Below are 25,811 nucleotides of genomic sequence, written 5' to 3'. Positions count from 1 at the left end.
TAATAATATTAAGTAGTTAGAAAGAGGTGTACAACTTTGTCGGTAAATAAAACATATAAACAACTATTACTCGGAATGTTGTCTCTTTTTATCGTGATGGCGATAGGTCGCTTTTCATATACACCTATTTTGCCATTTATGCAAAAAGCGACGAATTTAAGTAATCAAGATGCGGGATTATTAGCTACAATTAATTATTTGGGATATTTATTAGGAGCAATGATACCTACGTTTTACATATTTAAAAGTAAAGTAATCGATTTAAAAATATATTTATTAATCAATATTATTTCCGTACTATTTATGGGCTTTACAAGTGAGTTTATTACATGGAATATACTGAGATTTATAGCAGGTATTACGAGTGGTACAGTTTTTGTATTGGCTTCAAATGTAGTATTAGAATCGTTAAATAAAGGGAATAAATCACATTTATCAGGTTTCTTATATAGTGGAGTGGGTATTGGTATTTTTACGAGCAGTATATTTGTACATTTTTATACTAGTGCACAAAATTGGTCGGGAACCTGGATAATACTAGGTGTTTCATCACTTATAATTGGCTCAATTGTAGTATTTTCAATGAAAGAGATTGAAGATCCTATAAAGACGCAACAGAAAGATTTAAAAGTACCTCATAAAGAGACATATACGAAATGGTTTTTCGTATTCTTCTCAATTGCATATTTACTTGAAGGCGCTGGATATATTGTTACCGGTACATTTTTAGTAGCAATCGTGGAATCTATCCCGAATTTACATGAATATGCTGCTTTAAGTTGGATGTTTGTTGGTTTAGCTGCAATCCCGTCATGTGTATTATGGTCGATATTAGGTAATAAGATTGGAAACGCAAAGGCTGTCAATTTAGCGTTTATGTTACAAATCATTGGCGTAATTTTACCTGTATTTTCTCATAGTATAATAAGTCTTATTATTAGTTCTTGTTTATTTGGTTCTACATTTTTAGGTTTAACGACTTTATTTATGTCAAAAGGGCAAGTTATAAGCGCTGTTCAAGGTATGAATTTTGTAGCTATACTTACATTTATATATAGTTTAGGACAAGTTATCGCACCTTACTTTGCCGGCATATTAATTGGAGATACGAACAATTATAACCATGCTTTAATTTTTGCATCTATACTTCTTATATTAGGTTTAATAGCAAGTAGTTTAAGCCAAGTGAAAATGAAAACAAGAATATAGAATTTAAAGGAGAGATATTATGGAAAAACATAAAATATATTCAATGAGCGTATCAAGTGTATATCCTCATTATGTGAAAAAAGTAGAGAAAAAAGGCAGAACAAAAGAAGATGTAGATGAAGCTATTACTTGGTTAACAGGATATGATGAGAAGGAATTAGAACAAATATTAGAAGCAGGAACTGACTTCGAAACATTCTTTAACGAAGCACCAAATTTAAATCCAAATAGAAGATTAATTAAAGGTGTCATTTGTGGTGTTCGTGTTGAAGATATAGAAGAACCAATCATGCAAGAGATTAGATACTTAGATAAGCTTATAGATGAACTAGCAAAAGGAAAAAAGAAAGAGAATATATATAGAAAAGAAAAACAATAATATTATAACGTATAAAAAGTCTTGTTCTGATTTAAGAACAAGACTTTTTATTATGAAATTTAAATATTTTAGCCGCTTTTAACTTGTTGAGAAATAATCAATGATAATAAAACAACTGCGCTACCAATTATAATGTTAAGCGTTAAATGCTCATGTAATATTAAAACGCCTAATAATACCCCAACGACAGGTACAATATAATTTGATAACGAAGCAAACACAGCATCGTATTGTCTAACGAGAATGTTATAAATAACATAAGCTAAAGCAGAATGGACTAAACCAAGTATGATCAAGGAAGACCACTGTAAAGGATCAAAGTGTAAAGTAAATGTATTAGAAGAAAATATAGTAATTGGTATTAAAATAATGGTCGCAATCGATAAAACGTTTCTCATATGATGGATTGGAACGTCATCTTGTAAATTTTGCATAAGAACTAAAGATATAGCAAAACTCAATGAAGCAATTAATAATAGACCTAGCGAAACATATTCTACTAAACCTAACTTTTCAGGATTCCAAGAAAGTATTACAATACCAAAAATACCTAATATTAAAGCAAAAATCTCAACTAAATTAAATTTACGTTGTCTAATTAAAATTAAAATAAACAATGTGAACACAGGTGTTAATGCAATAATAATAGAAGCCATACCACTAGAAATATAACGCTGACCTTGCACAATAAATATAAATGGAATAACAACTTCAAAAATAGCAATTAATATGTAAAGACCCCATTGTTTTTTATAGGGCGTTTTGCGCATAAATAATGTCATTATAAATAAAAATAAAGTAGCAAGTAATGCTTTATAAAAAGAAATCGTAATAGAAGAAGCATCATGTGTAATCAGAGCAATGAATAAAAATTGAGAGCCCCAAATTAAACTTAAAGTAAATAATAAAGTGTACTTTCTCATAATTAACCTCCTTACTTAAAAGTTATACTAAAATTAAACTCCAATTATGATGTTACAGAAGAAATATAAGAATTTAAACAAAGTGAATTTAGTTTTTATATAATTAACGAACTTCATACTTAATCCAACCTTAACACAATTGCCTCTTATCACTGATTGTTATAAAATAAAATATATTTTACAATTTTTAACATAAGGAGTGTTGAGGTTGATTGCTGCGAATAACATTATTGATAAGATGAAAAATCAAAAGATTAATTACGATAGAGTAATGAGAAAAATGATAAGTGATTGGGAGCGTCAAGAGGAAAGACCTAGTATTTTAATTCATAGTTGTTGTGCACCTTGTAGTACTTATACGTTAGAGTTGTTAACGGAATATGCTGATGTTGCGATTTATTTTGCGAATCCTAATATTCATCCTAAAGCTGAGTATCAAAGAAGAGCTAAGGTTCAAGAAGATTTTGTTACAGCTTTTAATGAGAAAATGAATACGAATGTCAAATATATAGAGGCGCCATATGAGCCACATAAATTTATGAAAATGGTAAAGGATAAAGAACTTGCTGATGAGAATGAAGGTGGTCTAAGGTGTACTGCTTGTTTTGAAATGCGTCTAGAACTTGTTGCTGAAGCGGCTGTAAACTTAGGCTATGACTATTTTGCGAGTGCTTTAACACTGTCACCTAAGAAGAACGCTCAATTGATTAATGAATTAGGTATGGAAGTACAAAGTATTTATAATGTTCATTATTTACCGAGTGATTTTAAGAAGAATAAAGGATATGAAAGATCAATTACGATGTGTAAGGAATATGATATTTTTAGACAATGCTATTGTGGTTGTGTATTTGCGGCTATGCAACAAGGTATTGATTTTAAAGAAGTGAATAAAAGTGCTAAAGCATTTTTAAAGTCATGTGAATAAATTGAAATTTGCAAAAAATATAAAAAGAATGTATGTTGGTGTTACGAACTAATTAAATATACGAAGAAACCACTGGAAGTGCCTTATTTTTAGGCTGAGATTAAAGATTAACTTTAAAATTCCTTGAACCTGATCTAGATGATACTAGCGTAGGAAAGTGGCGTAACTTTATCTGCATGTGAGTACACGCTATTTTCTAATGGAAAATAGCGTTTTTTTATATTCTTAAGGAGGAAAATATCATGAAATTTACAGAAAGATTATTTGAGCGTGTCGAACCAATTTGGGCATCTTATTTAGAACATCCATTTATTGAAAAGTTAGGTAAAGGTACGTTGGAACAAGAAAAATTTAAACATTGGTTAAGGCAAGATTATATTTATTTAATTGAGTATACGAGATTATTTTTAATAGGAGCATCTAAATCTACAGACTTAAATATGATGACAACGTACGCAGATTTGGCAAATGGAACGTTGCATACAGAAATGGATTTACACCGCGGATATGCTAAGCAATTCGACATTTCTGAAGAGGAGCTACAAGAAACAGAACCAGCAGAAACTACTGTAGCATATACAAGCTATATGCTGAATTTAGCTCAACAAAGTGGAATTGAAAATGTGATTGCAGCTATTTTAACTTGTACATGGAGCTATAATTATATTGGTTTGAAACTAGCAAATATTGAAGGAGCAACAGAACATCCACTTTACGGAGAATGGGTGAAAATGTATTCATCTGACGAATTTACTTTATTTAAAGAAGATTGTATTGAATTAATGGATAAAGTAGCTGAAGGTAAGACTGAAGAAGAATTAGCGCGATTAGAAAATATAGTCGTAAAGACGAGCTACTATGAATATATGTTCTGGGAGATGGCTGAGAATTTAGAAACGTGGTCAGTGCCAGTAAAATAAACTAAAGGCAGGTAGTAGAAATGAACCAAAGACATTTTGATTTAATCGATATGCTCATCAAGTTTAATACTGAAAGTCCTCCTGCTCGCAACACTGATCCATTACAAGATGACGTTGAAGATTTACTTAAAGAACTTAATTTTGAAATAGAACGCATACCATTATATGAAAATGATAGTGTCATTAATGCGGTGTTGAGAGGAACGGACAAAGATGCACCTAAATTGATTTTAAATGGTCATGTAGATGTAGCAGAAGTTGGAGATACTTCAGAATGGTTGCATCCTCCATTTCAGTTAACGAAAGCAGATGAATATTTATATGGTCGTGGTGTGAGCGACATGAAAGGTGGATTTGGAACGTTATTATATGTGATTGAAAAACTTTGTAAAGAAGATATTCAACCGAAAGGCGATATTATCATTCAATCTGTAGTAGGTGAAGAAGTAGGAGAAGCAGGTACAAAGAATGCTTGCGAACAAATTGAAGCAGCCGATTTAGCTATAGTATTAGATACTAGTAATCAAATAGCACAAGGTCAAGGTGGCGTAATAACTGGATGGATAACTGTACAAAGTAAAGAAACCATACATGATGGTGCTAGACAACAGATGATACATGCTGGTGGAGGATTATTTGGAGCAAGTGCAATAGAAAAAATGAGCAAAATAATACAAGCATTGCAAGAATTAGAACAACATTGGTCTGTTATGAAACAATATCCAAATATGCCAAATGGAACAACAACAATTAACCCAGCCGTTATTGAAGGAGGGCGTCACCCTGCATTTATAGCAGACCAATGTCGATTATGGATTACGGTGCATTATTTACCGAATGAAAATTACCAAGAAGTTGTTGAAGAAATCGAATCATATTTAAATAAAGTAGCAGAAGCGGACATTTGGTTGAGAGATAACCCGTTACAATTTGAATGGGGCGGATCTTCCATGATCGAAGACAAAGGTGAGATTTTTCCTAGTTTCACATTACCGACAGAACACCTAGGACTCAAAATGTTAGCAAAAGCACATGAGAAAGTTATGGAAAGTCCGCTACAACAAGGAATCAGTACGACCGTTACAGACGGAGGATGGTTGAATTATTTTGACATTCCAACAATATTATATGGACCTGGAGAGCTAAAAGAAGCACACTCAGTAAACGAAAAGATAAAAATAAAAGACTTAGAAAACTTTAGCGACGTATTATATCAATTTTTAAAAGAATGGTATTCAAACCCTGAAAAATTATAAAAGTGAAATAAACTAGAAGAGAGTGGGTGCTCTAACGTGCAAGAAATAAAAGACTAGCCTGTTACATATTCTAACTAGCTAGTGATTATAAACAAGCACGTTAGCGCTATATATTTCACCTTGAACGATTTTTCAAAGTGCTGACGACCGGAGGAATAGTATGAGTGAAAGACTACTGGGTCGAGCAACACCTTAAGCTAACATGCACTTTCAAAATCGTATATACATAAAAAGTCTACTAATCCATTAAATTATAATTAACGGACTAGTAGACTTTTTTAGAGCTATGGGTTTATACACTAGCTTTGTTGTTGGTTGTTTTGAATTTTACTATTGCTCTTATTTTCTTCCAATAAACGTTTATCTTTAATTTTATTTTGCATGTTAACTATGATTATATAAATTGAATGGACAATGATTAAACTTGCGAATGTGTCTGAGAAGAAATGAGCGTTTAAATACATTCTTGAACACATCATAGAAACAATTAATATACCAAATATCCATTTTACAATTGCTTTATCGTAGAAGCATGTAGCAATAAAGATAGCTACGAATAAAGTTAATGTATGTAAACTAGGAAAGCTAAAGCCATCTATAAATTCTGAAGGTCTTGGCCTTTGGATAATATATTTTAAGGCTGTGCCAACTACAAGTGATGTTATAGCAAATATGGTATAGGTTGAAAATACTGTTCGTTTATAAAAGTAAATGCCAATCAACATTATTGCTATCATAATAACAACATGAGAAGGTGAAAATAAAAAAGAAATAACAGTTAGATAAGTGTTTAATCTAAATATCGTTGCTGTTGATTCAATAAAATCGTGAACAGCATAATCAAGAGGATATATGTATCGTGTTAGTACACTAGCAAGTAATATAATGAAAATAATAGAGTAAGATATGATTAACTTTGTATCCTTCTTCAAGATGCATAAAGCTCCTTCTGTGTATTTTGTACATTAATACTATTTTAAATGAGATAGACATTTAGCACAATACAACTTTAGGACGACCTAATAATCTAGTCTCTTTAGATACTAATTAGCATTGCACATGACGACCTAGATTTGTCTTAAACAAAAAGGGTAGTTAATAATATATGATGATAAATTTGAGAAAGTGAGGCATTTTCATGAATAAAGATTGGCAATCTCAATTACCGATAGAGAATATACAAAAAATAACACCAGTAAGTGGTGGTGATGTGAACGAAGCTTATAAAATTGAAAGTAAAGATGGTGACTATTTCTTACTTGTTCAACAAAATCGTTCAGAAGATTTTTATGCAGCCGAAATAGCGGGATTAGAAGCTTTTGAAGCGGCTGGTGTCAGAGCACCTATAGTAGAAGCGCATGGTGAAATTAATGGTGATGCGTATTTACTACTGAACTTCTTAGAAGAAGGTCGGTCTGGAAGTCAGAAAGAATTAGGACAATTAGTAGCGAAATTGCATAGTAACTATGAACCTAATGGTAAATTTGGATTTGATACGCCTTATGAAGGCAGTGATATAACATTCGAAAATGGTTGGAAAGATACATGGGCAGAACTATTTGTTCATCAAAGACTTGATCAACTTCGCGATGAAATTATGAATAGAGGACTTTGGTCACAAGACGAATTAGACACTTACGAAAATGTACGTGAAACGATATTAGAAGAATTAGAACAACACACTAGTAAACCTTCGTTATTACATGGGGATTTATGGGCAGGCAATTACATGTTCTTAACAGACGGAAAACCAGCTTTATTCGACCCATCTCCTTTATATGGGGACAGAGAATTTGATTTAGGCGCAACACGAGTATTCGGAGGTTTCACACAAGACTTTTATGATGCTTATAATGAAGCATTACCTCTAAGTAAAGGCGCTAATGAACGTATAAAGTTTTATGAGCTATATTTATTAATGGTACACCTTGTTAAATTTGGTAGCCTATATGCTGGTAGTGTGAACCGTACAATGAAAGATATATTAAATGATTAAGTAAATTAAAACCCCTTCGCTAATAAAGTAGTGAAGGGGTTTTATGTATAAAGTTTATTTTTTATATTGAATACTAGCTGTTAAGTGAATGCGTTCACTACCAACATTACGATACGTATGGGGTACATCAGAATAAAAATGTATAGCATCATCTTTTGTTATAGTATTGGTCATCCCATTAATATCAAGTTCTAACGTACCATTATGTATGATGATATATTCTTCTGAACCTACATGATGGCCTTCTGAATGCATTTCAGCATTTTCTTCTAATTCCATGTTGAACATTTCAAATTGTTTATCAACATTAAAAGGAAAGTAAGGATAAATAATAACAGTTTGATGTTCATTATAAATAGGTATGATGTCTGACTTTGAAATACAATGAATATTTTCGTTTTTATTAGAGATTAAATCTGATATAGGTATGTGTAGACCATTGGCTATTTTCCATAGTGTTGTAATCGTTGGATTGGATTGACCATTTTCTATTTGGTTAAGCATCGTTTTACTAACGCCTGTTAATTTTGAAACGGTACTTAAACTTAGTTGTTGATTGTTTCGATACTGTGAAAGGTTATGTGCAACAATCGTATGGATGTTATTTTGCATTAATTAAACAACTCCTGTTTACAATGTAATGAACGTACTGTACAATATGATTTGTTCTTTATAACGAACGTTTTGTACATTATAACAGAAAATATAAAATAGGAGAATGTTTTATGTCAGAAGATTTAAGGCAACATAATAAAAAAACGAATTGGATGCTGTTTATAGGAATCTTGCTTATAGGAGCAAGTTTAAGAGCGCCTATTACTTCTGTAGGTATTGCATTACCTTCTATTAAAGAGAGTTTAGATTTATCCAATACTACTGTAAGTGTTATTACGATACTACCGTTATTATCTTTCGCAGTAGTTTCACTATTTGCGGCTAAGATCAGTCATAGATTTGGTTTAGAGCGTACAGTATTTGGCGCTTTAATATTAATTTTTCTAGGTATTGTATTAAGAGCAATTACAGGCGTATCTTGGTTATACATAGGTACACTACTTATAGGTGTAGGTATTGCTTTTGGAAATGTACTCACACCAGGTATTATTAAAATGAATTTCCCATTACGTATAGGTATAATGACTGGTTATTATACTGTTACGATGAATATATTTGGTAGTGTTTCTTCATATGTAACTGCTCCATTAGTGAAAAGTTTTAATTATAATTTTGCGATTAGTTTAATAGGAGTCGTTACACTACTCGGTATTATTATTTGGTCATTTCAACTAAAAAAACATGAAAAAATTTCTACTCAACAAAACAATGCTAATATAAATGTTTGGAAATCTCCATTATCATGGCAAATAACGTTATTAATGGGTGGACAATCATTAATATTTTATTCATTGATAAACTGGCTTCCAGAGTTTTTATTAAGTAATGGTATCTCAATAAATGCGGCTGGTATATATCTATCAATTTTACAGCTTGCAATTATACCATTAACATTTATAACACCAATATTTGCTGAAAAAATGAAATCACAATTTTTAATCACATTTATTACAGGGTTATTGTTTGTACTAGGAATTTTATCGTTAATGATTAAACCTGAGTGGGCGATTATAGGCATCGTCTTACTTGGTATAGCGAGCGGTTTAGCTTTTGGTCTAGTAAACACGTTCTTTGGTTTAAGAACAGAACATGGATACACAGCTGCTAAGCTATCAGGTATGTCTCAAGCTGTTGGTTATTTATTCGCCGCTATAGGTCCATTGTTCTTCGGAATATTACATGACGCTACAGGCAGTTGGAATACATCATTTGGCGTTTTACTATTTACCGCATTGTTAATTATGTTCTTTGGTTCACAAGCAGGACGTAATAGAACAATAGAACAAACTTTACAAACTAAATAAAATATGAATTTAAAAGATTGCTCAACAGATAGTATGAGTAATCTTTTTGTTTACATAAATAAAATAATTATGGTAAATATTACAATTTAATGAACATTGCACCACATTTTTTACATAAATCGGAAAACGCTTTCTGGTTATACTTTTATTTCTCACTCTTTATAGTATAATTGTCCCATGCAGTTTAAAAAATAAACTTAAAATTGGTAAATAGGTATGGGAGTGACACGAAAAGATGGAAGACAATCATTTAAAAAGGGGTCTTAGTTCTCGTCAAGTGCAGATGATAGCGCTTGGTGGAACAATTGGTGTAGGTCTGTTTATGGGTGCTTCAAGCACTATTTTATGGACTGGACCATCAGCAATACTTGCATATTTAGTAGCAGGGCTATTCTTATATTTAGTCATGAGAGCTATGGGAGAAATGGTTTATTTATACCCAACAACAGGTTCATTTGCAAACTATGCAAGTGATTATTTACATCCAGTAGCAGGATATGTAACTGCATGGAGTAATATATTCCAGTGGATTGTAGTAGGTATGAGTGAAGTAATAGCTGTAGGTCAATATATGCAGTATTGGTGGCCAGACTTACCAACATGGATACCAGGTGTTATCGTTGTACTAACTTTAGCAACTGCAAACTTAGTGTCAGTTAAAGCTTTTGGAGAGTTTGAATTCTGGTTTGCGATGATTAAAGTAGTCACAATTATCTTAATGATAGTTGCAGGTTTCGGGCTTATATTCTTTGGATTTGGTAATGGCGGAAATGCAATTGGTTTAAGTAATTTAACAGAACACGGTGGATTTTTCCCTAAAGGTATAGTAGGCTTCTTCTTTGCATTATCCATGGTTGTCGGATCCTATCAAGGTGTGGAATTAATAGGGATTACAGCAGGAGAAACAAAAGATCCTAAGAAAAATATTAAAAGTGCAGTAAACGGCGTAATTTGGCGTATTTTAATCTTTTACATAGGTGCAATTTTTGTAATCGTAACTGTTTATCCTTGGGACCAATTAGGAAATGTAGGTAGTCCTTTCGTTGCAACATTCGCTAAAGTAGGTATTACAATAGCAGCAGGATTAATTAACTTTGTTGTTATTACTGCAGCGATGTCAGGTTGTAACTCAGGTATTTTCAGTTCAAGTCGTATGGTTTATACACTTGCTCAAAAAGGACAAATGCCTCGCATATTTACAAAAGTTATGAGAACAGGTGTACCATTCTTTGCAGTATTAGCAATTTCAGTTGGTATTTTTGTAGGTGTTATTTTAAACATCGTATTACCATTAATTATTGATGGCTCAGAAAATATATTCGTTTATGTATATAGTGCGTCTATACTACCAGGTATGGTGCCATGGTTTATGATTTTACTTAGTCATATTAGATTTAGAAAAAATCATCCAGAAGAATTAGATGGACATCCATTCAAAATGCCTGGCGCTCCTTTCACAAATTATATAACATTAGCTTTCTTTGTATTAGTATTGATAGGTATGTTATTTAATGCAGAAACAAGAGTATCAGTTATTATAGGTATTGTCTTCTTATCACTGATGACAGTTATTTATTTCTTAAGAGGCCATCATAGAGTCGATAGAGGAGAATACTAAAATTCATATATATTTAAAATAAAAAAGAGAATAAGGTAGAAATTCCTTACTCAACATAATGCTCCTAATCCAGTGTATATTTTACTCGAGGATTAGGAGCATTTATTTAATATGTGAGATTTGTAGTGTCCATTTTTATTTATCCAAATTCTTTATAAATATCTTCTACAAAATCAACAAAATATGATCTGAATTTTTCGTTATCTGCATGTATACATACATCTACTAAACCATCTTCATTAAATTCAGTATATGTACAACCTTCTGCTTGTCCTTCTGTTATAACAGAAATATTTGCTTTTTTAGTTTCGTAAATTTCTGGATACAATAAGTAGAATATTGTGCTAAGATCATGAATAATGTGTTGGTTTGCACCCCCAGAGTTTGAATCGTTGTATACATCGAGCATCGTCGTAATCATTTTTCCAAAATCACCTAATTGAGCAAGACGTTCAACATCATCTTGGTTAATCATCGTTTCTCTTGTGACATCTAATCCACACATCACAATAGGTAAATCTTGATTAAATACAATATGAGCAGCATGAGGATCAGCGAATATATTAAATTCCGCTACGGGCGTAGCATTTCCACCGACAGCTGCGCCACCCATTAACACTATTTTTTCTACATTTTCAATCGTTTCTGGGAAAAGTGAAAATAAAAGAGAAATATTTGTTAATGGTCCTATTGGAACTAATGTAATAGGTTCATCAGACTGCATAATCACATTTCTCATAGCAATTACAGCGTTGTCTTCTAAAATATTTGAACGTTGTGAAGTATTAAATTCATAATTACCAATACCATTGTGTCCATGTACATATTCAGCCGTAGATAAAGCGTTTAATAAAGGTTTATTGACACCTTTAGCTACAGGTACTTCCTTCTTAAAGTAATCTACAATGTCAATTGCATTTCTAGTCGTATGTTCAATTCCAACGTTTCCTCCAATAGATGTGATTAACCGAACATCTAGTTCTGGTGAATTTAAAGCTGCTGAAATTGCGATAATATCATCAATACCGGGATCAGTATCAATTATAATTGGTGTTGTCATAATCCCACTCCTTTGTAAAATATCTATACTAATAATTATAACAAACCATATAATTTTATATGTATAAAGCGATTTCACCAAAATATGATTGTTTTAACATTAGCTACTATTAATACTACAAATGAGAGAGTAATGAATGGTTGGGAGTTTTTATCGAGTTTTTGGTGGCTCATATTTCCTGTAGGTGGTATGCTAATGGCGATACTAGGTTTGATATGCAAGAATTATTCATTGGAAGGTGATTTAATTGAGTAAACATTTATATATAGCACACGGGTATAACGCCAATAGCCAAAAAAATTGGTTTGATTGGTTAAAAAATCAATTTCCAGAGGTAGATGGCCATTTAATTGATTTTCCTAATTCTACAGAACCTAAGCTAGAAGAATGGTCACAAACTTTAAAAGAAAATATAGATTTATCTAGTGGTGAAAATATTATAGTAGCTCATAGTTTAGGAGTAATCACTGTATTAGATATGATATCTAATGTAACAAGTGATATTAACATAAAAGGTCTTGTACTCGTTGCAGGGTTTGATGAAAAGATAATAAAATTTCCTGAATTAGATGGGTTTATAGAATCAACAAATGTAGATTATGAGAAAATTAAAGATGTAGTACCGTATAGAGTCGTTATAGGTGCAACGAAAGATCCTACTGTGTCTTATCCATTAAGTAAATCATTGGCAGAAAGATTAGATGCAAAAGTATTTAAAAAGCATCATGACGGTCATTTTTGTGAAGAAGATGGTTACGATTCATTTCCTGAAGTTAAGTATTATGTAGAAGAAATATTTAATAAAGAATAAAAAAACGCCCTCAGCTATTGCCGAGGGCGTTGGATTATTTTGTTGAATAAAGTTTATAACTGCTTATATATTATGCAGTAACCCATTGTGAAGCGCCAACTTCATTGTATAATTTAACAGCAGCTGCGTCTTGTACGCTTTCAGGAGCTTCTGTTGGTGATTGACCTTTATACTCTGCAGGAGCTACTGAATCCCAAGTACTTTGTAAGAATTGGTATTTACCTGCTGCACCTGAAGATGGGTTAACAGCTTTTAGGTCTCCGCCTGATTCACGTTCAGCGATTGCTTTTAAGTGATCATTAACTTCTACATCTGAACCTTCAGATGCTGAAGAAGTTTGTGTAGTTTTTGTTTCTTGAGTCGTAGTTTCTTGAGTTTGTTGAGCTTCTTGTTTAGGTGCTTTTACTTGAGGAGCCTCAACATTGTTTGATTCTTGTTCTGTTGCAGCTGGAGCTTGTGTTTCTTCAGCTGGAGCTTGAGTTTGTTCAGCTGCAGGTTGTTCAGCAACTGGCTCTTGTGTAGCTTCTGGAGCTTGAGTTTCAGTGTCTGCTGCATTAGTTGCATGGTAACCCCAAGTGAAGTTTTGACCATCTGATTCAAAGTTATATTCGAAACCATCTAAAGTAAAGTTGATGTCATAAGCGCCTTCTTGGATAGCTTCTTGGTTAAGTTGTGGTGCATTAGCTTGAGCTAACTGAGCTAGTTCTTCCTTGTTTACATTTTGTTCTGAAGCGTCTGCTACGTTAGTTGAAGCTACTCCTGTTGCACCGATTGCTACTGCTAATGATGAAGATAAAATTGCTTTTTTCATAATTTAAAAACCCTCCGTAATATTTTATAATTTTATTATTAATGTTAGCTGATAATTTCTTTGTTAGTTAAAAAATTCTTCCCTGTGAAAATGGGACAAGACAACAATAACATATATGAGCCCTTTGTAAATTACAGTCAAATAACAAAAGGTTACAATGTCAAATTGATTCTGTAATAAAAATTGCTTCATGTCACACTTTGTAATAATACACTTTATTTCACTCTTTCTTATTTAACTGTATATATGGTATTTTTTTATGACTAAAAACTCTCTGAGAACTGTTGTGACAGTTTATTATAAAAAATTAAGATATTTGAATTTATTAATTAAAGGTAAAAAGTAAGAACAAAAAATTAAGCATTACTCTGAAATATTAATTTTAAAATGATGTTATATTTTTATTTTAATAAATAATCTGAAATATTTACATACAAGTTGAGAACTACTGCGAGTATGTTTTAAGCGAAGTTGACTACAAAATACAGAATTATCAGTTTTATTACTGGTGGTTTATCGACTTATAGCATTAGTCATCAGTCAGTAATCTTTGTAATCTTATTGTAATAAATATGAAGGAATAATTGAGTTTGAAATAGAAATCAATAGCATTGCAAGTATTTATAAAAATAAACTTTTTAATTTATCTCTATATATAGAAGAAACACGTTATAGAATATATAATAGAAGTAACTTATTTTTGAACGGAGGTGTTTTAGATGTTTCTTTTAGCTAATAGTTGCAGATTTATAGTAATCGTTCGCAACAAATTTGCGGATTTTTCTCCAAAATTGGTGGAGTGTGTCTTTTTTGAAGAAAAAAATCGCTATAAGGAACATCTAGCACTAGCTTCCTTATAGTACAATTTGGAGGAAGCAAATATGAATATTATAAATATATCGAAAGTTACGCAATCTTATATGGGAGATATTATTTTTGACGATATAAAATATGATTTAAATGATGGTGATTGCGTAGGATTAGTTGGAAGAAATGGTGAAGGTAAGAGTACGCTGTTAAAATTGATGGCTGGTGTAGAAGCGCCGACAGAGGGGCAAATCAGCTGGCAGAAGAATTTATCAATAGGTTATTTAAATCAATTACCGAAATATCAAGACGATAAAAATATATACGAATGTTTGTCAGAAGTATTTGAAGAGTTGAATAATATTGCTGGGCGAATGAGTGATATAGAATTAAAAATGGCAAATAATCCAGACGATTTAAATAAATTGTTAAAACAATATGGTCAATTACAAGAATTATATGAAGAACATGGTGGCTACGAGAAAGATGCACAAATCCGAAGAGTTAGCCATGGACTAAAGATAAGTAACTTATTGGAGTCAACATGGAGTAAATTATCTGGTGGTGAGAGAACGAAAGTAGGCTTGGCACAAATTCTACTTAAACAACCTAAGTTGCTTCTATTAGATGAACCTACAAATCATTTGGATATCTCAGCAATAGATTGGTTAACAGATTTTATTAAACAATACTCTGGAGCAATTGTAATTGTCTCTCATGATAGATACTTTTTAGATGAAACAGTCAATGAAATTATAGAAATTGATCAAGGAACGCTTCATATCTACAACGGAAATTATAGTTATTTCGTTAAAGAAAAAGAAGCTCGTATAATTAGAGAATTTGAAGCTTATCAGACTCAACAAAAGCGGATTAAAAAGATGGAAGAATCTATTAAGCAATTGAGATTATGGGCGAGCCAAGCGAAGCCACCAAATGCAGCGATGTATAAACGAGCGAAAAGTATGGAAAAAGCATTGGACAGAATAAAAAGAGTTGAAAAGCCTATATTAGAAAATAAAAAAATGAATGTGAATTTATCTGAAGGGCAACGTGTTTCAAACGATGTTGTTGAATTTGTTAATATATCAAAAATGTATGATGATATTTTATTTGAGAATATTAACCTATTAATAAGAAGAAAAGAGCACGTAGCTATTATTGGTGATAATGGTACAGGTAAAAGTACAATCTTAAAATTAATATTAGGAAACGAAGAACAAGATGAAGGTAAAATAAAGCTTGCACCTAATTTAAGAATTGGTTACTTATCACAACATACTTTTGAAAACTTAAATTCTGAAACAGTTATCGAAGTATTTAGGGAAGTTGTGAATGTAACAGAAGGTCAAGCAAGGCATATATTAGCACAGTTTTTATTTTATGGTGAAGATGTGTTTAAACCTATCAAATATCTAAGTGGTGGAGAAAAAATGAGATTAAGATGGGCACAAATCGTTAATCAAAACTTTAATGTGCTCATATTAGATGAACCGACAAACCATTTAGATATAGACTCTAAAGAAACAATAGAAGATGCGTTAGAAAAATATAATGGAACGATTATAGCAGTTTCTCACGATAGGTACTTTTTGAATAAATTGTTTAATATAACGTACTTATTGAAAGAACAAATATTAACAAAATACGAAGGCAACTATGATTACGTAAAAGAAAAAATAAAGCAAAATGAAATATAAAGAAAAGACGTTGACGACCTAACTGAATCAGTTCTGGTTGTTAACGTCTTTTTAGTATGAAAAATTATTGGGTTTAAGAGGTGCAATTATAAAAATTCAATTATTTTAATCAAATTACGATATATCGCTTTACAACTTTCGATATATCGGTTAATATAACGATATATCGAAAAGAGAAAGGTGATAATAATGTTCAACAGACAATTTCACAGTAGAAGACTTGCAATGATGCAACATGATGACGGAGGTTTCTCTCGTGGCTTTGATGGTTTTGAAAAAATGTTCGCTGCTGCAAGAGGTAATGAAAGATTTTTCAAAAAAGGCAATTTACAGTTCATTATATTAAATCTGTTATTAGAAGAACCGAAACATGGCTACCAAATTATTAAGGACCTCGAAGCGAAATTTAAAGGTTTCTATTCGGCGAGTCCTGGCAGTGTTTATCCGATTTTACAAATGTTAGAAGATCGTGAGTTTGTGTCAATTTCTAAAGATGGCAAGAAAAAAGTTTATACGATTACTGATGAAGGAAAGCAGTTTTTAGAAGAGAACGGAAACAATGATGAATTTACAAAACGTATGGAACAATTCCAAAGCATGGATATGGAAAAAATGAAAGAATCTAGAAGTGAATTACAAGAACTTTTCAAATCATTTATGTTGGCAGGTAAAATCTCAATGCAAGATGATAAAAAATATGAACAGTTTCAACAATTAATTAAGGAAACTAAAGAAAAACTTCAACAATTCAGGGAAGAAAAATAAAACTTGAAAGAAGAATGACTAATAATGAAGAAACAAGATTTAAAACATATAGCAATTGTAGGTGGTGGTCCAGGTGGATTAATGCTAGGGCTACTATTACAGCGGCAAGGTTTCTCTTTCACTATTTACGAACGTGGCTATCAAAATATGCATAGTGACAGAGGTGGTTCACTAGATATTCATGATGACAGTGGACAGTTACCTTTGAAAGAGGCTGGTATTTTCGAGAATTTTCGTAAGCACGCGCGTTACGAAGGTGAAGATACACGTATTGTAAATAAAGACGGAGAAATTTTATACGATGAAGATGCAGAAGGTGAGGGTAATAGGCCTGAAATCGATCGTGGGAAATTATGTGATATTATAATGGAACAAATTCATCCGGAAAATATTAAATATGGTTTTAAGTTTGAAAAGCTGATACAGCGAGATAATGGGGAAGTTGAGATAGTATTTGAAAATGGTACAACTGTTATGACAGATTTAGTAATTGGTGCAGATGGTGCATTTTCTCAGATACGCTCTCATTTAACAAATGCTAAACCTGAGTATACTGGTATTTCTATGATTGAGATGAATTCTGATGAGAATGAACACCCAGATCTTCTTAAGTTCAATAAAAATGGTAAGCTAATTGGCTTAGGTGGCGATCAAGCTATATTAGGTCAACGTAATGGAGACGGACGTATAATGGCATACATCAGCTTCAAAACCAAATATGAAAAACTTGATGAATATCGTAATCTTTCATTGGACACATTAAAAGAAAGATTGTTAGCTGAATATAGTGACTGGGATTCAGAGCTTAAAAATTATATTGCATATAGTTATGATGATATTAAATTCCGTAGAATTTATAAACTTCCTATTGGTTTAACTTGGGCAACACAACCAAATATTACAATCATTGGTGATGCTGCGCATCTTATGAGTCCATTCGCTGGTGAAGGTGTAAATATGGCTTTGTATGATGCTTACCTTTTAGCAGAATCATTTAAAAACTTTAATAATCTTACTGAAGTATTAAAAGCTTATGAACAACAAATGTTCGAAATTACAAAAATTCATGCGAAAGAGTCACAAGATAACTTAGAAATATTTTTCTCGGAAAATGGTGCGGAAAAAATGGCACAATTCTTTTTAGATGTGGAAAAATAATTTTTATAAACTAGAAAGAAGTGGAACAGAAATCTCATTAGAAAAAATAAGATTTCTGTTCCACTTCTTTGTATTTTCACATTCATTCTTCTTCTCTCATTACTTTATTTGAACTTTTTCTACTATCATAATATTTAGATATATTTACTTTGAACTCAATATTATCTTTGTATGCTTCTGAAAAGATACAACTGTAAAAGATGTCTAATAGGAAAGTAATAGAGTTATTTAATGTGAAGTTACCAATTTTCGAATATAGTTTTTCTCGTGTTGTTATTCTGAATAGATAGTCGGATTGTTTGACCAATGTATTATCGCCTATACTTGTTAGCGATATGATAGTTGCTTTCTTTTTTCTTATCATTGGTAACAGTTTAAGAATATTTGTAGTTTCACCTGTGTAAGAAATAATAATAACGCAAGTATCTTCCGAACAGGTTGATGCTTCGTAACCTTGGTCAAAGGTGCATAGCGTAACTTTTTTACCGATTCTCATCATATGAGATTTGAAAGCATAACAAAGTTGAAGGTTATTTTCTAATGAAAATATCTTAATTTCTGATACTGTATTTAAATATTCAACTGCTTTTTTTAATGCATTATAGTCGATTAATGATAACGTGTCTTCTATTGTCATTTCATTTAGAGTGGCTAACTTGTTTGAAATTGTCATGAAGTTATCTGTTTCATCAAATGGAAAGTTAGCATCGACATTGTGAAAATTATTATTTAAGTAATACATTTCTTTAACAAAAGCTTCTTTTAAATCAACCCAACCTGAATATCCTAGTTTCTTAGCAATTCTCGTTAATATGGAAGGGTGAGTATAGGCTTCTTCTGCAATTTGCTTTGCTGTTTGATCTTGTATTTCATCCCAATTTTTAAATATGTAACTAATAACTGTTCTTTCGGAAATAGAAAAACGTTCTTGTTCTTTCATTTTCTCGCTTAATAGCATATTTATCACCAAATCAATTATAGCTTTTGTAAACAACATTTACAAAAATAATTAAAAATTCTTAAAATATTGTAAATCATAAAGTTGATTTGTGCTAAGGCCTTGTACATTTTTAAAAGGAATCTATTATTGAGGTAAAGGGGGATTTTCCAATGGTTAAAGGTGTAAAAATTGTAACAATAGGTGGAGGAAGTAGTTATACTCCAGAATTGATGGAAGGTTTTATTAAAAGGTACGAAGAGCTTCCAATAAGAGAAATTTGGCTAGTAGATATAGAACCAGGTAAAGAAAAATTAGAAATAGTAGGTAAAATGGCTCAAAGAATGTGGGATGCTTCTCCTTACGATGTTAAAGTTCATTTAACAGTCGACCGTAAAGAAGCGTTGAAAGATGCTGATTTTGTAACGACACAATTTAGAGTAGGTGGATTAAACGCTCGTGTTAAAGATGAAAGAATACCATTATCTTACGGCATGGTCGGTCAAGAAACGAATGGTGCTGGTGGTATTTTTAAAGCATTCCGTACAATTCCAATTATTTTAGATGTTGTAGAGGACATGAAAACACTTTGTCCTAATGCATGGTTAATTAATTTTGCGAACCCAAGCGGTATGGTAACTGACTCAATTATTCGTTACGGTGGCTGGGAAAAAGTTATTGGCTTATGTAACGTTCCAGTAGGTGCTATGATGGCTGAACCTGAATTATTAGGAAAAGATATAAATGAGCTAATTTATTCGTTTGCCGGTTTAAATCATTTTCATTGGCACCGCGTAAAAGATACTAAAGGTGTTGATGTAACTTCTGAAATTATTGATAAAATGTATAGTAATGATTCAGGAATTCCAGCAAATATTCATGATATACCATTCTTCAAAGAGCAACTTAAACAAATGAATATGATTCCTTGTGGGTACCATCGCTACTATTATAGAACTGAAGAAATGCTTGAGAATATGCTAGAAGAATACAATGATGAGAATGTAGGAACGCGAGCACAGCAAGTTAAAAAGAGTGAAAAAGAATTATTCGAATTATATAAAGATGTTAACTTAGATCACAAACCAGAACAGTTAGAACAACGTGGTGGCGCTTATTATTCAGAAGCAGCGTGTGAAACGATTGCATCTATCTATGCTAATAAAAATACCCATATTGTTGTTTCTACTAAAAACCAAGGATCTGTACCAGATTTATCACCAGAAGACGTGGTAGAAGTTTCAGCTTATATTGGAGCAGAAGGTGCACGTCCTATAGCATTTGGAACATTCAAACCAGCAGAAAAAGGTTGGTTACAGTTAATGAAGAATATGGAGTTAACTGTAGAAGAAGCGGCAGTAACAGGAGATTATGGCTTAGCGCTACAAGCATTTACTATGAATCCACTTATACCAAGTGGAGAAACAGCTAAGCGCGTTCTAGACGAACTATTAATAGCACATAAAGAGTACTTACCACAGTTTGACAATAAAATTACACAACTTTTAGAAGAAGGATGCACAATTAAAGATGAAGTTGTATTAGAATTAAATAACCAATCGTTACCTTTATAAAAATTAAATCTATTGAAATCTTAACCCCCTCACTAATATAACTAGTGACGGGGTTTAAGTTTTAAAAAATGTTCACAAAAAGTTCACTTACGAGCAAATTTTATTCTCTCTATACTATAAAGATATAAATAGAAAAGGATGATAAAATTGCCAACAACTAGAAAAGAAAATATACAATTCGGCTTGATAATGTGTTTTGGTATGGTATTAGTAATGAGTATATATAATCTTTATATTAATGGAACAATAGGGGAAATTACTTTTATAGAAGGAATATCTGATTTTGCAATAGGATTTGTTATTGCCTTTATATTAGATATGTTCATTGTAGGACCTAACGCTAAAAAAATAGCATTTAAATTAACAGCAAATACAAATAAGAAAATCTATACAGTCTTAGCAATATCCATATGTATGGTTTTAGGAATGGCATTTTTAATGTCTATTTACGGCTTAGTTTCTACTTACATTCATATTGGATATACTTCGAATTCAATGATTATAGACTATCTTTCGATATTTAGTAAAAATTTAATCGTAGCATTACCATTACAAATTATTGTTATGGGCCCACTAGTTCGTTATATATTTACTAGGTATATTCAAGTGAATAAAATGACTATGGGAAATTAAAAAAGGAAGCGAGACAGAAATTTTTTTAGGAAAATGAGATTTCTGTCGACTCCTTTTTGGCAAGAATATATAAAAGCTAGAGATTATACTTTTATTGGATTAATTATGCCGAAAATCCAATAAGAGCCATTTTATTGGATTAACTAAGACAAAAATCCAATAAGAGCCAATTTAGTTGGATTAACTAAGACAAAAATCCAAGTAGACCACCTTTTGTTGGATTAACTAAGACAAAAATCCAAGTAGTCCACCTTTTGTTGGATTAATTAAGTCGAAAATCCAATAAGAGCCAATTTAGTTGGATTAATTAAGTCGAAAATCCAATAAGAGCCATTTTATTGGATTAACTAAGACAAAAATCCAAGTAGACCACCTTTTGTTGGATTAACTAAGTCGAAAATCCAATAAGAGCCATTTAGTTGGATTAACTAAGTCGAAAATCCAATAAGAGCCAATTTAGTTGGATTAACTAAGACAATAATCCAAATAGAGTACCTTTTTCTTCGCGCTCAAAACAACAAAAGCTGAGACATCAATAAATGTCTCAGCTTTTTAACCTTCTTTAATCTATATATCGTTTTAAATGTTTTGCTGTAAATGAATCGTCTACATCTAATATACCTTGTGGTGGTCCACTATATAATATATGTCCTCCGTTCATGCCGGCTCCTGGTCCTACATCGATAATCCAGTCCGCATGGGTCATCATAGTTAAGTTATGTTCTATGATGATAACTGTATTACCTTGTTCTATCAATTGTTCGAAGCATGACAACAGTGTTGGTATATCGTCTTCATGCAATCCTGTTGTTGGTTCATCGAATACGAATATTTCATCAGTTGCTGATTGATCAAGGTATCTACTTAACTTAACTCTTTGTATTTCACCACCTGATAGTGTATCGAGTGATTGTCCTAAAGTCATATAATGTAGTCCTGTTGCCTGTAAATGGTTTAAGCGACTATAAATCTTGTGATTATGACTGAACATATCAATACCTTCTTCAACTGTTAAAGCTAATACATCGGCTATTGAATATCCATTTACTTTTGCTGCTAACACTTCAGGTCTATATCGTGTACCTTTACATACTTCGCAAATTTGTGAAAAGTCAGGCATAAAAGCTAGTTCTGTCTTGATGACGCCTTTACCATTACATTCGGGACATGCACCTTCTGAATTATAGCTAAACATGCTCTTTTTCAATCCAGTTTCATTACTATAAAACTCACGGACTCCATCAAATAAATCCATGTAAGTTAATAAATTAGAACGGTTTGATGCATGAACAGGTTTTTGATCTATAAAAGTTGTATCGCTACGATTATAAAGTCCAGCTTTTAGCAAAGAACTTTTACCTGAACCTGCAACACCTGTTAATACAGATAAAATGTTTTTAGGAATATCTATAGATACATTTTTTAAGTTATTGTTATTAATGTTTTTTAGATGGATAAAGTTTTCTGGTTGTCGAATGTTCTTTTTAATATGATGAGATCGGTTCAGAGCTTTACCTGTTGCAGTATGTGTATCAAGCAGTTCTTGATATGTACCGGTGAATGTAATTTCGCCACCGTGCTTTCCAGCTTCTGGACCGATATCAATTACATGATCAGCGATACGAATGACATCTGGATCATGCTCGACTACTAATACAGTATTGCCTTTATCTCTAATTGATTTCATAATGTCGTTAATTTTTTCAATATCTTCAGGGTGAAGTCCTACACTTGGTTCGTCGATAATATATACTAAATCAGTTAAAGGACTGTTTAGATGACGGATTAATTTAATTCTTTGTGACTCTCCTCCTGAAAGAGAAGGTGTTTGACGGTCTAGTGTTAAATAATTAAGTCCAACGTATGACAAAGCTTGTAACTGTTCACGCAATGGTTTAATGATGTAGTTAGCTTTTTTATCTTGAATATTTTCAAGGAATGTAATAGCTTCATCTATCGGTAATGCTGTGAAGTCTGTAATGCTTAAGTTGTTAATTTTACAGCTTAACACTTTTTTATTAAGACGTTTACCATCACAAGTAGGGCATTTATGTGTTGTAACAACCCTGTTCACATCTTCTAAAAAGCGTTTTTTCTCAAAATTATCATTTAATAAAAATGAACGTCTAAAACGGTGTATTAAACCTTCGAATTTGGCAGTTTTTGGCCAATTATCAGGTGGATTTTTTAATTTTTTAGGTTTTGTATATAAAAATGTATCCATTTCTTCTTTTGTATAATCTTTTAGCTTTTTATCGTTATCGAATAGACCACTGTATAAATAACGTTTACCTCTCCAGCTATCCGGACGAAATGATGGGAACTTAATAGCGTCTTCATTTAATGACTTGTCATAATCCAGTAGTTCATTTAAATCTATATCTTCAACATATCCTAGTCCTTGGCAAGTTGGACACATACCGCTCGGGTTATTGAATGAAAATACACTTGAATAGCCAACAAATGGCTCACCAATTCTTGACCATAACAATCTAACAGAAGCATAAATATCTGATATAGTACCGACTGTTGAACGAGAATTACCGCCTAATCTTTTTTGATTAATGACCATTGCTACTGGCAAGTGTTCTATTTGATCAACATCAGGTTTTTCATATTGTGTTAATTGATTTTGTATATAACTTGAATATGTTTCATTTAATAGCCTTTCAGACTCAGCAGCTAATGTGCTAAAGACTAGAGAAGACTTACCTGAACCTGAACGACCAGTAAACACTGTTAATTTATGTTTAGGAATATCGACATTTATGTTTTTTAAATTATTTTGATTTGCACCATGCACACGAATATAAGACATAAATTTCACCTCAATATAATTGTACCCTTTTATGTTTAAAACAAAAACTTCTGCTTAAATTGATGTACAATGAAGTTATATCATAAAATAATGTTAGCGATTACAAAGTAAAGGAGTATATGTATGTGGATTGATATTACGCAAAAACTATCAAACGAAATTGCACACTGGCCGGGGGATGAGCCTTTTAATTTTGAATTGTCTGCTACTAAATCAGAAACGGGCTCGGTAAATATAGGGAGTATTTCTACAAGTACTCATATTGGAACACATATGGATGCACCATTTCATTTTGATGATGAAGGTATAACGATAGATCAAATTGATGTAAATCGATTAATAGGCGAGGCAACATTGATAGAAGTTTTTGAAGAGAATTTAATTTCTCGGGAAATACTTGAACAGTTTGACATTAAAGGGACTATTATCATGATTAAAACAAAACATGAAGCGAAATCAAATATTTTTCCTGAAAATGTACCTGTACTAACGGAAGATGCAATTGCTTATTTATCAAGTATTGGTATTAAAGTGTTTGGTATAGACGTCCCTTCAGTAGATGATATAGATTCTAAAACATTAGATAATCATCACGCTTTTAATAAATACGATATTATCAATATTGAAAATTTATTATTAGAAGAAGTATCAGCTGGCTATTATCATTTTATAGGTTTACCACTTAATTTAATGGGAGCAGATGGTTCGCCGATTAGAGCAGTTATTGAAAAGAAAGGGGAATCGGGATGAATAATTTTCAAGATGATTCAATCAAAGGGGAAAGTGTAAAGACAGATTTTACAGAAGATATGACTTATAGTGAATATTTAGGTTTAGATAAAGTTTTATCAGCACAACATACATTGACAGATAGTCATGATGAAAAATTGTTTATTATCGTTCATCAAGTTTCAGAATTATGGATGAATCTCATAATTCATGAAATTAATTCTGCATGTGATGACGTTAAAAATGATCAATTTAAACAAGCGTTTAAAAAGTTAGCACGAGTAGGAAATATACAAAAACAACTCATTCAAGTATGGGAAGTATTATCTACGATGACACCGAGTGATTATTTAACGTTTAGAGATGATTTAGGTAGTTCTTCAGGATTCCAATCTTACCAAAATAGAATGCTTGAATATAGCCTCGGGTATAAAACGACACATGCGCTTAAAATATATGAAAAAGATGCTAACATATATAATTTGTTAAAAACACAGCTTGAAAAACCAAGTATATACGATGAAACGATTAAAGCTATAAACAGGGCTGGTTTTAAGATTGATGAATCAGTATTAAATAGGAAAGTGACAGACAATCATGTTTCTAATGAATCAGTGAAAGAAGCGTTTAAAGAAATATATTTAAATGCAGAAACATATTTTGAGTTATATGAATTACTAGAGAAATTAACGGATGTTGAGGATAGATATAGTCAATGGCGATTCCGTCATATGAAAACTGTGCAGAGAATTATAGGATTTAAAGTAGGAACTGGTGGCAGCTCTGGTGTAAATTATTTAAAACGTGTTATAGATCATAGCTTCTTTCCAGAACTTTGGGAACTTAGAACAGAATTGTAA

23 protein-coding genes and 1 riboswitch are annotated in these 25,811 nt (G+C 31.9%); of the genes, 16 read left to right on the top strand and 7 right to left on the bottom strand.

Going from position 1 to position 25,811, the window contains the following annotated elements:
* Window positions 1–36: 36 nt before the first annotated feature.
* A complete protein-coding gene (locus LQ688_RS05315) occupies window positions 37–1,209 on the top strand; it encodes a YbfB/YjiJ family MFS transporter (protein ID WP_239724044.1) in 1,173 nt (390 codons plus the stop codon).
* A 19-nt stretch (window positions 1,210–1,228) separates the two neighbouring features.
* Window positions 1,229–1,588, top strand: a complete 360-nt coding sequence (locus LQ688_RS05310; protein ID WP_239724046.1) for a DUF2200 domain-containing protein — start codon at window positions 1,229–1,231, stop codon at window positions 1,586–1,588.
* 68 nt (window positions 1,589–1,656) lie between these two features.
* On the opposite strand, the gene LQ688_RS05305 is transcribed toward LQ688_RS05310, so the two are convergent.
* Entirely contained in the window at window positions 1,657–2,511 is an 855-nt protein-coding gene (locus tag LQ688_RS05305) for a DMT family transporter (protein ID WP_147640795.1), read from the bottom strand.
* Between the two features lie 208 nt (window positions 2,512–2,719).
* Here LQ688_RS05305 and LQ688_RS05300 point away from each other — a divergent pair, with 208 nt between their 5' ends.
* The 3 genes from LQ688_RS05300 to LQ688_RS05290 all read left to right on the top strand — a co-directional run bounded on the left by LQ688_RS05300 (window position 2,720) and on the right by LQ688_RS05290 (window position 5,615).
* A complete protein-coding gene (locus LQ688_RS05300) occupies window positions 2,720–3,439 on the top strand; it encodes an epoxyqueuosine reductase QueH (protein WP_070045182.1) in 720 nt (239 codons plus the stop codon).
* A 64-nt stretch (window positions 3,440–3,503) separates the two neighbouring features.
* A riboswitch (TPP riboswitch) is annotated at window positions 3,504–3,612 on the top strand.
* Window positions 3,613–3,681: 69 nt separating this feature from the next.
* Window positions 3,682–4,359: a thiaminase II gene (tenA, locus tag LQ688_RS05295; protein WP_239724048.1), complete on the top strand. Its 678-nt coding sequence runs from the start codon at window positions 3,682–3,684 to the stop codon at window positions 4,357–4,359.
* A gap of 20 nt (window positions 4,360–4,379) precedes the next feature.
* Window positions 4,380–5,615, top strand: a complete 1,236-nt coding sequence (locus LQ688_RS05290; RefSeq protein ID WP_239724050.1) for an acetylornithine deacetylase — start codon at window positions 4,380–4,382, stop codon at window positions 5,613–5,615.
* 299 nt (window positions 5,616–5,914) lie between these two features.
* On the opposite strand, the gene LQ688_RS05285 is transcribed toward LQ688_RS05290, so the two are convergent.
* A complete protein-coding gene (locus LQ688_RS05285) occupies window positions 5,915–6,547 on the bottom strand; it encodes a phosphatase PAP2 family protein (protein WP_103269168.1) in 633 nt (210 codons plus the stop codon).
* A gap of 206 nt (window positions 6,548–6,753) precedes the next feature.
* Between LQ688_RS05285 and LQ688_RS05280 the strand changes: the two genes are divergently transcribed.
* A complete protein-coding gene (locus LQ688_RS05280) occupies window positions 6,754–7,611 on the top strand; it encodes a fructosamine kinase family protein (protein WP_239724052.1) in 858 nt (285 codons plus the stop codon).
* A 54-nt stretch (window positions 7,612–7,665) separates the two neighbouring features.
* On the opposite strand, the gene LQ688_RS05275 is transcribed toward LQ688_RS05280, so the two are convergent.
* Complete coding sequence (locus LQ688_RS05275) at window positions 7,666–8,223, bottom strand: helix-turn-helix domain-containing protein (protein ID WP_135021628.1); 558 nt, start codon at window positions 8,221–8,223, stop codon at window positions 7,666–7,668.
* A 113-nt stretch (window positions 8,224–8,336) separates the two neighbouring features.
* On the opposite strand from LQ688_RS05275, the gene LQ688_RS05270 reads away from it, so the two are divergent.
* Together LQ688_RS05270 and LQ688_RS05265 are read left to right on the top strand one after the other, a co-directional pair.
* On the top strand, window positions 8,337–9,530 hold the full coding sequence (locus LQ688_RS05270; RefSeq protein ID WP_064211788.1) for a CynX/NimT family MFS transporter: 1,194 nt from the start codon (window positions 8,337–8,339) through the stop codon (window positions 9,528–9,530).
* 235 nt (window positions 9,531–9,765) lie between these two features.
* The gene (locus tag LQ688_RS05265; protein WP_017000208.1) at window positions 9,766–11,148 is read left to right on the top strand and encodes an amino acid permease; all 1,383 of its coding nucleotides are present in this window, start codon (window positions 9,766–9,768) and stop codon (window positions 11,146–11,148) included.
* A gap of 139 nt (window positions 11,149–11,287) precedes the next feature.
* Here LQ688_RS05265 and LQ688_RS05260 read toward each other — a convergent pair whose 3' ends face one another.
* A complete protein-coding gene (locus LQ688_RS05260) occupies window positions 11,288–12,208 on the bottom strand; it encodes a nucleoside hydrolase (RefSeq protein ID WP_017000209.1) in 921 nt (306 codons plus the stop codon).
* Between the two features lie 247 nt (window positions 12,209–12,455).
* Between LQ688_RS05260 and LQ688_RS05255 the strand changes: the two genes are divergently transcribed.
* Entirely contained in the window at window positions 12,456–13,019 is a 564-nt protein-coding gene (locus LQ688_RS05255; protein WP_239724053.1) for an RBBP9/YdeN family alpha/beta hydrolase, read from the top strand.
* 70 nt (window positions 13,020–13,089) lie between these two features.
* Here the strand turns inward: LQ688_RS05255 and LQ688_RS05250 are convergent, their stop codons facing one another.
* Complete coding sequence (locus LQ688_RS05250) at window positions 13,090–13,830, bottom strand: transglycosylase family protein (RefSeq protein WP_239724055.1); 741 nt, start codon at window positions 13,828–13,830, stop codon at window positions 13,090–13,092.
* 881 nt (window positions 13,831–14,711) lie between these two features.
* On the opposite strand from LQ688_RS05250, the gene abc-f reads away from it, so the two are divergent.
* From abc-f to LQ688_RS05235, 3 genes are all read left to right on the top strand, one after another.
* The gene (abc-f, locus tag LQ688_RS05245) at window positions 14,712–16,337 is read left to right on the top strand and encodes a ribosomal protection-like ABC-F family protein (RefSeq protein WP_239724057.1); all 1,626 of its coding nucleotides are present in this window, start codon (window positions 14,712–14,714) and stop codon (window positions 16,335–16,337) included.
* 189 nt (window positions 16,338–16,526) lie between these two features.
* Window positions 16,527–17,102, top strand: a complete 576-nt coding sequence (locus LQ688_RS05240; protein ID WP_218688732.1) for a PadR family transcriptional regulator — start codon at window positions 16,527–16,529, stop codon at window positions 17,100–17,102.
* Between the two features lie 24 nt (window positions 17,103–17,126).
* Window positions 17,127–18,260, top strand: a complete 1,134-nt coding sequence (locus tag LQ688_RS05235) for an FAD-dependent oxidoreductase (RefSeq protein ID WP_239752663.1) — start codon at window positions 17,127–17,129, stop codon at window positions 18,258–18,260.
* 82 nt (window positions 18,261–18,342) lie between these two features.
* Here LQ688_RS05235 and LQ688_RS05230 read toward each other — a convergent pair whose 3' ends face one another.
* Entirely contained in the window at window positions 18,343–19,218 is an 876-nt protein-coding gene (locus tag LQ688_RS05230) for a MurR/RpiR family transcriptional regulator (RefSeq protein ID WP_239724062.1), read from the bottom strand.
* A 152-nt stretch (window positions 19,219–19,370) separates the two neighbouring features.
* Between LQ688_RS05230 and LQ688_RS05225 the strand changes: the two genes are divergently transcribed.
* Both LQ688_RS05225 and LQ688_RS05220 read left to right on the top strand, forming a co-directional pair.
* The gene (locus LQ688_RS05225; RefSeq protein WP_064211783.1) at window positions 19,371–20,771 is read left to right on the top strand and encodes a 6-phospho-beta-glucosidase; all 1,401 of its coding nucleotides are present in this window, start codon (window positions 19,371–19,373) and stop codon (window positions 20,769–20,771) included.
* Window positions 20,772–20,918: 147 nt separating this feature from the next.
* Window positions 20,919–21,404: a DUF2798 domain-containing protein gene (locus LQ688_RS05220; RefSeq protein ID WP_239752662.1), complete on the top strand. Its 486-nt coding sequence runs from the start codon at window positions 20,919–20,921 to the stop codon at window positions 21,402–21,404.
* A gap of 562 nt (window positions 21,405–21,966) precedes the next feature.
* Here LQ688_RS05220 and LQ688_RS05215 read toward each other — a convergent pair.
* Window positions 21,967–24,222, bottom strand: coding sequence for an ATP-binding cassette domain-containing protein (locus LQ688_RS05215; protein ID WP_070045169.1), 2,256 nt, complete (start codon window positions 24,220–24,222; stop codon window positions 21,967–21,969).
* 123 nt (window positions 24,223–24,345) lie between these two features.
* Here LQ688_RS05215 and LQ688_RS05210 point away from each other — a divergent pair, with 123 nt between their 5' ends.
* Both LQ688_RS05210 and LQ688_RS05205 read left to right on the top strand, forming a co-directional pair.
* Window positions 24,346–24,972: a cyclase family protein gene (locus tag LQ688_RS05210; protein ID WP_239724065.1), complete on the top strand. Its 627-nt coding sequence runs from the start codon at window positions 24,346–24,348 to the stop codon at window positions 24,970–24,972.
* Complete coding sequence (locus LQ688_RS05205; RefSeq protein WP_064204640.1) at window positions 24,969–25,811, top strand: tryptophan 2,3-dioxygenase; 843 nt, start codon at window positions 24,969–24,971, stop codon at window positions 25,809–25,811. Before LQ688_RS05210 ends, LQ688_RS05205 begins: the two co-directional genes overlap by 4 nt.

It is taken from the genome of Mammaliicoccus sp. J-M40 (assembly GCF_022386395.1).
Taxonomy (GTDB): Bacteria; Bacillota; Bacilli; order Staphylococcales; family Staphylococcaceae; genus Mammaliicoccus; species Mammaliicoccus lentus.
This window is presented reverse-complemented; position numbering and strand designations above follow the sequence as displayed.